This is a genomic window from Alkanindiges illinoisensis DSM 15370 (assembly GCF_000619845.1).
Classification (GTDB): Bacteria; Pseudomonadota; Gammaproteobacteria; order Pseudomonadales; family Moraxellaceae; genus Alkanindiges; species Alkanindiges illinoisensis.
Genome location: NZ_JHUX01000011.1, coordinates 13893 through 26445, shown reverse-complemented (window position 1 = coordinate 26445; position 12553 = coordinate 13893). Strand labels below are relative to the sequence as shown.

Annotated in this window: 12 protein-coding genes and 1 pseudogene; 8 read left to right on the top strand and 5 right to left on the bottom strand. The window is 47.2% G+C overall.

Annotated features, from left to right (window positions below):
- Positions 1–176: 176 nt before the first annotated feature.
- Complete coding sequence (gene mpl / locus Q337_RS0113965) at positions 177–1571, bottom strand: UDP-N-acetylmuramate:L-alanyl-gamma-D-glutamyl-meso-diaminopimelate ligase (RefSeq protein ID WP_026472110.1); 1395 nt, start codon at positions 1569–1571, stop codon at positions 177–179.
- A 182-nt stretch (positions 1572–1753) separates the two neighbouring features.
- Here mpl and Q337_RS0113960 point away from each other — a divergent pair, with 182 nt between their 5' ends.
- Positions 1754–2113, top strand: a complete 360-nt coding sequence (locus tag Q337_RS0113960) for a DMT family protein (RefSeq protein WP_026472109.1) — start codon at positions 1754–1756, stop codon at positions 2111–2113.
- Between the two features lie 59 nt (positions 2114–2172).
- Positions 2173–2559 (top strand): hypothetical protein, encoded by a 387-nt coding sequence (locus Q337_RS0113955; RefSeq protein WP_026472108.1) that lies wholly within the window; start codon positions 2173–2175, stop codon positions 2557–2559.
- Between the two features lie 119 nt (positions 2560–2678).
- Here Q337_RS0113955 and Q337_RS0113950 read toward each other — a convergent pair whose 3' ends face one another.
- On the bottom strand, positions 2679–3068 hold the full coding sequence (locus Q337_RS0113950; RefSeq protein WP_026472107.1) for an EF-hand domain-containing protein: 390 nt from the start codon (positions 3066–3068) through the stop codon (positions 2679–2681).
- A gap of 433 nt (positions 3069–3501) precedes the next feature.
- On the opposite strand from Q337_RS0113950, the gene purE reads away from it, so the two are divergent.
- Positions 3502–4020 carry a 5-(carboxyamino)imidazole ribonucleotide mutase gene (purE, locus tag Q337_RS0113940; protein WP_026472106.1) on the top strand — a complete coding sequence of 173 codons (519 nt, stop codon included), beginning with the start codon at positions 3502–3504 and terminating at the stop codon, positions 4018–4020.
- A 46-nt stretch (positions 4021–4066) separates the two neighbouring features.
- Positions 4067–5206, top strand: coding sequence for a 5-(carboxyamino)imidazole ribonucleotide synthase (locus Q337_RS0113935; protein ID WP_026472105.1), 1140 nt, complete (start codon positions 4067–4069; stop codon positions 5204–5206).
- Between the two features lie 199 nt (positions 5207–5405).
- Here the strand turns inward: Q337_RS0113935 and Q337_RS0113930 are convergent, their stop codons facing one another.
- Complete coding sequence (locus Q337_RS0113930; protein ID WP_026472104.1) at positions 5406–5801, bottom strand: GFA family protein; 396 nt, start codon at positions 5799–5801, stop codon at positions 5406–5408.
- Between the two features lie 655 nt (positions 5802–6456).
- On the opposite strand from Q337_RS0113930, the gene Q337_RS17890 reads away from it, so the two are divergent.
- The 3 genes and pseudogenes from Q337_RS17890 to Q337_RS0113910 all read left to right on the top strand — a co-directional run bounded on the left by Q337_RS17890 (position 6457) and on the right by Q337_RS0113910 (position 9561).
- A complete protein-coding gene (locus tag Q337_RS17890) occupies positions 6457–7053 on the top strand; it encodes a nucleotidyltransferase domain-containing protein (protein WP_051526903.1) in 597 nt (198 codons plus the stop codon).
- A 276-nt stretch (positions 7054–7329) separates the two neighbouring features.
- A pseudogene (locus Q337_RS17885) lies at positions 7330–8502 on the top strand (lytic murein transglycosylase); the annotation flags it as partial.
- A 309-nt stretch (positions 8503–8811) separates the two neighbouring features.
- Positions 8812–9561: a DUF4850 domain-containing protein gene (locus Q337_RS0113910; protein ID WP_169733769.1), complete on the top strand. Its 750-nt coding sequence runs from the start codon at positions 8812–8814 to the stop codon at positions 9559–9561.
- 40 nt (positions 9562–9601) lie between these two features.
- On the opposite strand, the gene Q337_RS0113905 is transcribed toward Q337_RS0113910, so the two are convergent.
- Entirely contained in the window at positions 9602–10378 is a 777-nt protein-coding gene (locus Q337_RS0113905; protein WP_034280498.1) for an AraC family transcriptional regulator, read from the bottom strand.
- 128 nt (positions 10379–10506) lie between these two features.
- Between Q337_RS0113905 and Q337_RS0113900 the strand changes: the two genes are divergently transcribed.
- A complete protein-coding gene (locus tag Q337_RS0113900; protein ID WP_034280520.1) occupies positions 10507–11427 on the top strand; it encodes an ATP-binding protein in 921 nt (306 codons plus the stop codon).
- Positions 11428–11490: 63 nt separating this feature from the next.
- Here Q337_RS0113900 and Q337_RS0113895 read toward each other — a convergent pair whose 3' ends face one another.
- Entirely contained in the window at positions 11491–12405 is a 915-nt protein-coding gene (locus tag Q337_RS0113895) for a matrixin family metalloprotease (RefSeq protein ID WP_026472100.1), read from the bottom strand.
- Between the last annotated feature and the right edge of the window lie 148 nt (positions 12406–12553).

Genomic DNA, 12553 nt, shown 5'->3' with positions numbered 1-12553 from the left:
GAAAAAGCTGGCTTAACCAGTCAGCAAGTTGCGCATTTTGCTGAGAGCAGTGTGATTAGGTAGTAAGAAACATCCCTAGCGATATCCCCAGCAATAGCGACTTGGCATATCAATAATCATAAAAAAAGCCAGCCGTCATCAAGCAATGGCTGGCTTTTTTATGGGGTAATAATGACTTATCTGGTCTTTAGTGCAGCAATAATTTTCTGGTGCAGGCCACCAAAACCGCCATTCGACATAATCACCACGGCATCGCCAGACTGCGCTTCTTGCTGAATACGGCCAATAATTTGCTCCAGTTGCTGGGAAATGGTGGCTGAATTGGATGATGCAGCAATCACTGGGGATAAATCCCAGTCCAGTCCTTCTGGCTGATACCAGATCACTTCATCGGCCATGCGGGCAGAATGTGCCAGATTATCCTTGTGGCTGCCCATGCGCATGGTGTTGGAACGCGGCTCGATAATGGCCCACAGTTTGCGCTGGCCAATTTTTTTGCGTGCGCCATCCAGCGTGGTTTCAATGGCAGTCGGATGATGGGCAAAGTCATCATAGACCTCAATGCCATCAATGGTCGCTAGCAGCTCCATCCGGCGCTTGATACCTGCAAAATTTGACAATGCATCACAGGCGACCTGTGGGCTAACCCCAACATGATAGGCTGCTGCAATGGCGGCCAAGCCATTGGACACATTATGCTGGCCGCTCATGCTCCAGTTCACGTGACCTGCGTCGATACCCTGATGAATCACCTTAAACTGGCTGCCATCGGCGCTGATTAGCTCAGCTTGCCAGTCTGTTGCTGTACTGTTGCTGTCATTGCTAACAATGGCAGTGCGCTGTACTGGCGTCCAGCAGCCCATGTCCAGTACTTCGTCAATATAGCGTTCAGTGATCGGGGCAATAATCTGGCCTTGGCTGGGAATCGTGCGTACCAGATGATGAAACTGCTTTTGAATGGCGGCCAGATCATCAAAAATATCAGCATGATCAAATTCAAGGTTGTTTAAAATGGCGGTGCGTGGCTGGTAATGCACAAACTTGGAACGCTTGTCAAAAAACGCCGAATCATATTCATCGGCTTCCACCACAAAGTAGTTTTTCTCAGCGTTTACCTCACCACCAAGACGCGCACTGTGGCTAAAGCACAACGGTACGCCACCAATCAAAAAGCCCGGATTTAAACCTGCCTGATCCAGAATCCATGCCAGCATGGTGGTGGTGGTGGTTTTGCCATGCGTTCCGGCCACGGCCAGCACATGACGGCCACGCAGCACATAATCCGATAAAAACTGTGGGCCAGAGGTATAAGGCAGGCCCGCATTCAGCATGTATTCTACGGCCTCAATGCCGCGCTTCATGGCATTTCCCACAATCACCAGATCGGGATGCGGCTGTAAATGACTGGCGCTATAGCCCTGCATTAGCGCAATGCCAGCAGCTTCCAGCTGGGTAGACATTGGCGGGTAAACATTCTGGTCTGATCCGGTGACGGTGTGACCCAGTTCGCGGGCCAGCAGCGCCAGTGAACCCATAAACGTGCCACAAATCCCCAAAATATGCAGATGCATTGCTGTATTTCTCCATGCCAGAACCAGTGCGTGCAGGCGAGTGCCTAAAAAATGGGCCTGCTAAAAATTGCCAAGAACGATAGCAAGGCTTAGGCTAAAAAGATACTGTTAGCCCTGTCTTTTACTGCTGTATTGCAGTCGCTGCATTGAGCAGGAATGCATGGCACTATTTGAGAAAATCCATGACAAATTTATGGTTTCCGCTGTGTTTGCTGGTGGTGTCCAACTGTTTTATGACGTTGGCCTGGTATGGTCACCTGAAGTTTTTACATCACGCGCCCATGTGGCAGGCTATTCTGTGCGGCTGGCTGATTGCCTTGCTGGAATATGCCTTTATGGTGCCGGCCAACCGGTTTTTAAATGAACAGGGCTGGAGCCTGGGTCAAATGAAAATCACGCAGGAAGTGATTACCCTGCTGGTGTTTGTGCCGTTTATGCTGTGGCTGTTTAAACAGCCATTTAAGCTGGATTATCTGTGGGCAGGTTTATGTTTGTTAGGGGCAGTTTTTTTTGTGTTTAGAAGTCAGCTGATGAGTGCTTAATTAGATTTAGTTTAAATCTATATAATTCAAAGTTAATAATTGAATAATAAGGATATTTTATGGATAAAAAATTTGTAGGTATTGTTTTGATAGTAATGATTGTTGGGATAGGAACATGGAAGTTCATCACTTATCAAGTCACTAAATATCAATTAAATAATGCTGAAACTAAGCATGAATGTGGCTATTTTGAAAGATATGAAGTCAGGGATGAATCTAAAGGACATATTAAATTTACTACTTATATTCACATGAAAACTTATAGTAATAAAAATCTGGAATTCATGTTTCATGGGCGATTTCATAAAAAAATAAGTTATATCGAAACAGATTTAAAACCGGGTCAAAAATTATGTGTTGATTATATTTTCCCCTTTTTAAAAGAAGATGGAGAAACTTTTCTAAAAGCCATTCAAGTTGAAAAAATGCCTATTAAGTTACAATGATTCAATAGTAAAACTCCCCCTGAAATTAATTTTTAGTATTATATTTCATAAGCTTAGTTGGAGGGAATAATAAAGCGTGATTCTATATAGAATCACGCTTTTGTAAGCTTATTTTTTTCTTACAAAGCAGGTTTCATTGCATTCCCACGATGATGCTTGAAACTGGCACGTTTGGCCTGCGCGGTTTTTAATTCATCCATGCTCAGGCTGCCATCCTTGTTGCTGTCCAGACGGGCAAAGCGGTTCTTTTCAAATTCTTGCTTGTGGGCTTCCCACGCGGCTTTTTTCAGTTCATTAAACCGAGCAAATTCGGTGCTGGACAGCTTGCCATCTTTATTGGCATCAGCCTGCTGGAACAGTGCGGCCTGCTGAGCCTGCATTTTGGCCATATGTTCGGTACGCTGTTGTGCTTTGTCAGCATTCGCTGGTGTGGTGCTGGCAGCGAAGGCAGATACGGCAATGCCACCGCTTAAGATTGCTACCGATAAGGTTTTTAATAACGTTTTCATGGTTCATTCCTGAATTTATGGCTTGAGAGGGCTTTACGTGATCAGCTCTGGAGCAGTTATCGTATGGTTTTGCACACCACCAACCTGTTTGATCACGCGATGTAGCCATCATAACGGCTGGGCGTCTCTACAGTTTGCAGAAAGCGTGTAGAACTACCCTGATTGGCAGTCCGGCTGAGGCACTTATGTAATTATTTGAAATACAGTGCGTTATTTTGGCTGATAAGTTAATTTTTATCCCATATCTGTGCAATTTCAAACCACTCGTGAAGCAATCTGGCAATTTAATAAACTGAAGCAGCTCACAACTGGCACTAATGGCGGCTATTTCATGCATTTGCACTTAAAACCTGATAATTTTCTTGGCTGCTGCTGCTTTTTCAGGCAAAATATGCGGTCTTTTTTTTAACAAACGCTCTGGATTGCCGTGCTTATGAACTCGTCCGTTAACCCTGCCAACCCGCCGCTGGTTGGAATTATCATGGGCTCTCAGTCTGACTGGGCGACGCTTGAACACACTGCCAACATGCTTAAGCAGCTCAATGTGCCGTTTGAAGCCGAAGTGGTGTCCGCGCACCGTACGCCGGACCGTTTGTTTGAATATGCTGAAACAGCACGTGCGCGTGGCATTCAGGTGATTATTGCCGGGGCAGGTGGCGCAGCGCATTTACCGGGCATGTGTGCCGCCAAAACCGATTTGCCAGTGCTGGGCGTGCCTGTGCAGTCATCCATTTTAAATGGCGTGGATTCGCTATTGTCTATTGTACAAATGCCGGCAGGCATTGCCGTGGGAACGCTGGCCATTGGCAAGGCTGGTGCCACCAATGCAGCCATTTTAGCCGCACAGATTCTGGGCTTAAACAACCCGGCCATTGCTGAAGCGGTACAGCAGTTCAGGCTGGCCCAAACTGAGAAAGTCAGCAGCAACAATATTCCCGGTCAAACGCAATAAGGCTGACAGCATGGCAACCATAAAAAATCTAGGCAGCAACTCCCCGATGGTCAAGACAGTGGGTATTTTTGGTGGCGGCCAGTTGGGACGAATGCTGGCACAGGCTGCGTTGCCGCTCGGGGTAAAATGTACTTTTTATGAAGCTGGAAGCGAGTGCCCGTCAGCAGCGCTAGGTCGGGTAATTGACAACACACAAGCCAATGCCCTGCAAACCTTTATGGACAGTGCGGATGTATTTAGCCTTGAGTTTGAGAATACGCCACTGGCTGATGCCGATGCACTAACCCAGCACAAAACCCTGTATCCACCGCGACAGGCTCTGGCCATTGCCCAGCATCGGTTGTCAGAAAAGGCGCTGTTTGACCAGCTTGGCATTCCCGTGGCACCGTATTCAGCCATCCATTCATTGGCCGACCTGCAACACGCTGCCACACAACAGGGTTTGCCCTTGGTGGTAAAAACCGCAACTGGTGGCTATGACGGTAAGGGCCAGTTTGTAATCCGTGAAACAATGCAAATTGAGCAGGCCTGGGCAGAGCTGGGCAAGGCTGCCCCACTGATTGCCGAAAGCTTTGTGCGTTTTAGCCGTGAAGTGTCGATTATTGCAGTGCGTGGGCAGGATGGTGAAGTGCGCACCTGGCCACTGGCTGAAAACCATCACCATCAAGGCATTTTATCGCATTCGATTGTGCCAGCGCCGCACAGTCAGGATTTGCAGCCGATTGCCACTGATTATATTACCCGCCTGCTGAATCATTTGAATTATGTCGGCGTGCTCACGCTGGAACTGTTTGTGACTGAACAGGGCCTGTTTGCCAATGAAATGGCACCACGGGTGCATAATTCCGGGCACTGGAGCATTGAAGGTGCCGTGTGTTCGCAGTTTGAAAACCACATGCGTGCGGTTGCAGGCTTGCCGCTGGGTTCAACGGCATTGGTGAAGCCCACCGTGATGGTTAATATTATTGGCCAGCATCCTAGCAGCACCGACATTCTGGCGCTGGAAGGTGCGCATTTGCATCTCTATGGCAAAACCGAGCGTGCCGGGCGCAAGCTGGGTCATATCACCCTGATGCCCGTAGACAGCCGCCAGTTAAGTCAGTTGTGTCAGCAACTTGCTACTCTGTTGCCAGAACCATTGGCACTCACAGCAGATATGGTGATTCCACTGGCAGATGAGGTCTAAAAAACACGGTCTTGTTAGACAATTTTTTTGGTTTTTGTGTCTTACCATTTTATAATGGTAACGTGAACGGCTAGTTTAGTTTGTTACACCCTTTCGATGGGGCACATCGACCAAACCCTCTTTCAAAGGTGGCTCCTGCCACCTTCTTTTTTGCCTAAAATTAATCAAAACCAGTTTTAAACGCTAGACTTGAAAGCCATTAAGGCCGTTCTGCATATTGTGGCAAGCCATCGCAAACTACATTCCATTCGGCTTTGGATGCGGCAAAAATATGCATACTTGGGCCATGGGTGAGTGGTGTGTCTAGTGTGCCCAAGCGCAAGCGATAATGTACTGGGTCATTGTCGCGCTTGCTATAAATCGGCGCACCGCAATTGCCACAAAACACCCGGTGTACACCGGGGCTTGAACAAAATTCCTTTAAGCTGGTTTCGCCTTTGACTAACTCAAAATCTGCACATTTAATGGGGGCATTCACCGCATAAGCACTGCCATTGGCTTTGCGGCAACGCTGGCAATGGCAAATCACCACCTCACCAATTTCGCCATGAATCTGATATGCCACACTACCGCACAAACAGGTTCCAGAATACATAGTGCCCTCTTAGATCAATTATCAGTAGTTATCCACAAGTCAGTAATATTTTTCATGGTTTTATTTGAATTTAAAAGTCCTTATTTTCAAATTCAAATTCTAAAGCTGTTAAAATTAACAGATTGTGGATAAGTCTGACTAGCTAAAAAGCGGGAACTAGAAATGAATTCAAAGTTTTAAATTTAAACTTTTGAATTCATTTTTTTATACTGTGAGCCTATGGGCATTACTAAAAAATCGGCTTTTAGCCAAGAATTATGAATTTAAAACTATAAAATTTGAATTTAAAGTTGCTGCCACAAAATGAATTTAAATTTTTGAATTCAAAAATTATGTCTGGGTATAAAAAATTTGAATTCAAAAGTTCTGGTTTAAATTTAAATATTTTATTTTGAATTTATTTTAATCATTGTTTGGGATAACACATGACAGATTTTCATCCTGTCATCTCAGCAGCAGCGCATCAAGAAATTCAACAGCGGCTTTTGCGTGCTGAATAGAAACATGAGGTCAAAATTCTGTATGCCATTGAATCAGGTAGCCGTGCCTGAGGCTTTCATTCGCCTGATAGCACACTTTATTGGTAAAAGGGACGTACGTTTTGTTTATCTCTGCTCACAGGACTGGTATTTGACTTACGCGATATATCGCTCATGTGGAAGATCGCCGCGATGTGATTGAATATCCTATTGTTGACGAAATCGATATCAATGGTTGGGATTTGCGTAAGGCACTGCGCTTACAAGCCAAAAGCAATCCGGCCATTGTGGAATGGTTAAATTCACCCATTATTTATCGTGAGCAGGGTAGTTATGCAGTTCAGGCGCGACAGTTGCTTGCACAGCACTACAATAAGGCACGTGGGTTTTATCATTATCGCAGCACTGCCAGTTTCAATTTTCAACAATTCTTGCAAGGAGAGCAGGTCAGGCTGAAAAAATACTTATATGTACTGCGTCCGCTGCTGGCAGTACGCTGGATTGAACAGTTTGGCGGCGTTGCACCGATTGAGTTTGAACGGCTGCGTCAGGTATTAAATGAGACTTCCGTGCAACAGGCGATTGATGCCTTACTGGTACAAAAGCGCCAGCATGGTGAGGCTGAAGTACAGCCAGCGATTCCCGTGTTACAGCAATGGATTAAGGCCGAATTGGCGCGGTTACAGCAGGTGATGCCGGCACAGGATATGGAACCTATCGCACTTGCCCGCTTAAATCAGTTATTTTCGCAGTTACTACACGCACAAGAATAACATTGAGGTAACCACACCAAAAACAGCAAGGTTTATTGGGCTTTATAGGTGGTCTTTGTACTGCTACATATTAAAACCAAGCGGCTTTTTATAGGCCGGGTTGGGCGTGTTAAGGTAATTAACAATAACGTGAGTATCCATAGCCATTGAATGGCTTGATTTGCATGCTGATAGTATGCAGATGGGTGCTCTAATATTTATGCGCGTTAAGGTAGAACAATGAAACGTAGTGATATCACCAAAAAACTATCCCTATTGGCCATGGCTTGCATGCTGACAATACCTGTAAGCGGTTTTGCTGCTGATGACCAATTTGCTGAAAGCCAGTTTCAGGGCTGTTTAAGCAATTTGCGGGGTGATGCGATTGCAGCCGGGGTGTCCGGGCAGGCGTTTGACCAGTATACGGCCAACCTTGATCCGGACATGACCGTAATTGAAAAACTGAATTATCAGCCCGAATTTAGTACGCCCATCTGGGATTATTTGTCAGGTCTGGTGGATCAGGAACGGGTTGATCTAGGGCGCCAAAAAATGACCCAGTATGCGGATGCACTGCAGCGTATTCAGGCGCAATATGGGGTGGAACCTGCGGCTGTAGTGGCTGTATGGGGCGTAGAAAGTAATTTTGGCGATATATCCGGGAAATATTCACTGGTGCAGGCACTGGGCACATTAAGCTGCTACGGCCGTCGTCAGGGTTACTTCCGTACCGAACTCTATGCCGCCTTGCGTATCCTGCAGGCTGGGCATATTAGCGAAGATCGCCTGCGTGGTTCATGGGCAGGTGCATTTGGTCATACCCAGTTTATGCCATCAACCTTTGAGCGTCTGGCAGTGGATTTTGATGGTGATGGCCGCCGTGATATTGTCGATAGCGTGCCGGATGCACTGGCTTCAACCGCCAATTTTCTCAAGAAATCTGGCTGGCAAAACGGCATGCCGTGGGGCTTTGAAGTTCGCTTGCCTGATGGGTTTGATAGCAGCGGCGAGGGCAGGCGCACTAAACGCTCACTGGCCAGCTGGCAGCAACGTGGCCTGACCCGCGTGGATGGCTCTCCCCTGGTTCAGGACAATTTAAGCACCTCCAGCATGGCAGGCTTGCTGGTTCCCTCAGATACCAGTGGCCCGGTATTTCTGGTATTTAAAAACTTTGATGCGTTTTATAGCTACAACGCCGCAGAAAGCTATGCACTGGCCATTGCACATTTATCTGATCGGCTTAAAGGTGCAGGCCCGCTGGTTACCCCGTGGCCAACCGATGATCCGGGTACATCACGGGCGGAACGTCGCGAAATCCAGCAATATTTGCTGGCCAAAGGCTATGATATTGGCGAACCGGATGGCCTGATTGGTGACAAAACCCGGCAAGCCATCCGGCAGGAACAGGCGCGCTTTGGCTTGCCGCAAACCGGAAGGGGCGGGCAGCGTATCCTGCAAGTGCTAAGGCAGAATGCCCAACAGCCTGGTCAAGTTAGCAATGGTAGCGCAGCAGCAAATACAGGTACTGTAAGCCAGCCTGTACCTGTCATCACCACCACTCCCACCACCGAGCAAAGTGAAAACCTGACCATTCAGCAAACGATCCGGCAGGCTCCAAAAAACATGCAGGGTGAACCGTTTTAATCCTGTTGAATAATAGGAATGACCAAGCAGGATACATGTGATCCTGCTTTTTTTATCAGGAAAACAAGCGCTATGTCTTTGCAGCTCAGTGGTTATTTTTACAGGATGCGGTTTTTATTCGTTGGCTTGGGTCTAATGTTAGGTGTAAGCACGACAGGCTTTGCCGAGGATCATATTTACCAGTTTGCTTTCCCAAAATTACACAGCTCAGCGGCAGAACGTGCCCGGATTCACCAGTGGATAGCGCTGGGCAAAGCCCGGTTTAAGGGAAATATTTTCATTCCGGCCTATGGCATTAGTATTGAAAACCCGGTTAGTGACGGCACAAAAGAAGATGCTTTACTCAAGGATTTTTCATCCTGCCAGCCAAAAGCCTGTGATTTCAACTTTACAATCAATGCTGCACAGGCACAGCAATTGGCACTTTATCAGGTCGAAGGCTTGGGATGGTTTTTGGCACCCAGGCACTGGAACATTATTGAAGCCAGCATGGGGCCATCGGGCATTGCAGCGCTTGTCATGTTTAGTCCTGATGGAAAACAGTATTTAAGCATGGACGATAGTTCCGCCTGTGTAGGCTGTGCATTAAGCAGTGCGTCATTGTTTTTTAAAACCGCGCAACAGGAAGCCAAAAAAAATGAGTTCTGGTTTTATACCGGCAGTAATGTTCCTGTAAATATTGTGCATTTAAAAACTGCTCCATACGGGGGCCAAACGGCGCTTTACCACTATCAACTGGTTTCACATTATCCTAGTGATGGCGTGGCAAAATTTACTGGCATGCAGGCAGATATTGTTAATTTCAGGCGGATGACTGTTAGCCTAAATCCAAAGGACAAAGTACTGGCACAGGCGATGCTTAATTTTTACTTGTTCAGCCATTAATCTGATTTTGAGGGAGTGATGTTCCACGTGAAACATCAGCTTAGGACTGGCGGCAAAACAGGGAAGGGGTCAAGCCAAAATGTTGCTTAAAGCTGGCGGTAAAGGCACTCTGGCTGGCATAACCGACATCAAGCGCGACAGAAATAATTTTTTCACCACGCGCTAGTTTTTCAAGCGCTAAAAGCAGCCGAGCTTGTTGCCGCCACTGACCAAAACGCAGACCGGTTTGCTGGATAAAGCGGCGCTGCAAGGTCATCTGGCTAATGCCCAGTTGCTGGGAAATCTGGGCAATGGTGCTGTGCTGCTGCGGGAAGTCCAGTAACTGCTGGCAATGCTGTTGAAGGCGTAAATCCGTAGGCCATGGCAAGTAAAAGGGCAATACAGGAGATACCTTAAGTTCATCCAGTAACAGCGCTGTAATGCGGCCTTCACGTGAATTTTCGGTATAGGGTGCCATAATCTGGCTGCTGGCCAGAATTAGCTCGCGCAGCAACGCTGAGGTTTGCAGCACACAAATGGCCGCATTAAAATGCATCACCACACTGGGTTGAATAAAGACGGTACGCATTTTAACTGCCGTTAACATGGTGACGGCATGCCATGTCTGCGGCGCCAGCCAGACTCCACGCTGTGAGGGCACAATCCAGCGGCCTTTTGCGGTTTCAATTAGCATAAGGCCTTCAATGGCATACAGGAGCTGGGCTGTATCATGTGCATGGGTGGCAAAATAATGGCCAGCCGTATAATCGGTTGCCATGCTATAAAGCGGCACATGCGCCTGTTCAAAGGCCACAAAATAATTGGGATCAGACTGCATAAACAAATGTTGCTTTGGCGACAATTTTTGAAAGTTTAGCGCAATACAATCGCAGCCAATAGCCGCATAATAGAAACATTGGCGGTCAGCCGGTGGCCGTTTTGCCAGAGTGGAGCATTGAGATCAACATGACTGAGAAACGTAGCGAACAGGATTTAATTCATGCCATTGCCCAGCTCACTGCACGGCTGGATCAATTGACACAGGTTTTTGGCCATCTTTCTCCCTCGGTAGTGCCGGATACTGCGGTGCTGGATACCGCCATAGCCTTTCGCTGGGAAAAGACCGAGGGCCTGCTACAAAGTGCTGGCTTTATTCCCTTGCACCAGCCGCAATTGATTGAGTTTGATGCCCTGTGCAATGTGGACAAGCAGCAGTTAAAAATTCGCCAGAATACCGAACAGTTTGTGAAGGGATTTTTTGCCAATAATGTGCTGCTCACCGGTGCACGCGGTACGGGAAAATCTTCACTGGTTAAGGCCTGCCTTAAGGAATTTCATACGCTGGGCTTGCGTGTGATTGAAGTAGAAAAAAAGTTTTTAAATGACTTGCCGCGTATTGTGGCGGCCATTAATAACCGTCCGGAAAAGTTTATTATTTTCTGTGATGACCTGTCGTTTGAAGAAGGTGATACCAGCTATGCCGGGCTAAAAACCGTGCTGGATGGTTCAATTGCCGGGCCTTCCAGCAATGTACTGATTTATGCCACGTCCAACCGTAAGCATCTCATGGTGGAAAAAAACCGCGATAATCTGGAATACCATCAAAGTCCAGATGGCGAAATTCATCCGGGCGACAGTATCGAGGAAAAAGTATCTTTGGCAGATCGTTTTGGCCTGCAAATTACCTTTTATGGTTTTAGCCAACAGGAATATTTAAACCTGATCCATGCCTGGCTTAGCCGCTTTGGCTGGTCTGATGAAGACATCAAGGCACAGGAAAAGTTAGCATTGCAATGGGCCACGCAAAAGGGCAACCGTTCTGGCCGGGTTGCCATGCAGTTTGCCAAGCAGGTGGCCGGGCAACGCATGATTGAGCAAGGCCACTAAAATTTTTTAGGTTCCACGTGGAACCTAAATGATAAACATCAGTATCAGTGGTTTTTATTTTAGTTATTGAAGGTGTTGTGACAGCAGGGTTTTATCAGCCACCGTCAGGCGAAAATGATCCACATCCTGCTGTTTAAGAACTGGATACATCAGAGCATACGGATCGGTGTTATGGCCAAGACCCAGCGCATGTCCCAGTTCATGCGCAATGGTCAGGCGTAAGTCAGCAGCTGAACTAAATTCATAGATATTGATGTGCTGGCCATCATAAACCCCTTTTTCAAATTCACGGGGCACAAAGCGCGCCTGATAGCGATTAACTGCCTGATTGTAGTGATCGGCCATTTGATTGAGGCTACCTGCCACCTGATTTAAGGCGTTGACTTGCTGATTATAAGCTGCAATGGCAGTGCGGATATCCTGCTGTTCTGCATCCAGCAGACGCTGCTGTTGCTCCAGTTGCTGGCGGTTAAACTCATCCAGCGTGCCCAGCGCATTCCAGTCCTGCACGGTGCGGTTATAGCTGGCTAGCCGCTGCTGAAAGGCGGCTTCACGCAGATCCAGTTGCTGGCGTTGCTGCTCCAGTTGCAGCTGGCGCTGACGATACTCACTATTATTGCTTTGCTGGCTGGCGAGTTCCTGCTCAAGCTGTTGCTGCTGGGAATGGCGCAGGTTACTTTCAAGCTGCCGCTCATCAAAACGCAGGTTAATGCTTAGGCGCGATGAGGGATCATAAACAAATAAGGTTTTGCCTGTGCCCTGATGCCAGATTTCAGCGGCTTGTTTGGCTAAATCAATCACTTCGGTTTTTGACAGGTTAAACTGCGGGTCAACCTGCCCAATCCGGTAATGTACCCGGTTATCAAATGGATGCAACAGCTGGGTGGCCAGACTGGTGTGGCGACGCTGCGATTGTCCCACCTGATATAAATAAAACAGAACGATGATGACCAGTAAGATAGGCAACCAGGAACGCATTAGCATGAACACGAATAGAGTTATTTTATTGAGTATAAAATGGCGCGTGCGCAGATTAAAGCAAACTTTTTAGTAAAAACCGACCTGGAAAGCAGGTATAAAAAACCGCTCACATGGAGCGGTTAATAACAGACAGATGCTAAAAAGT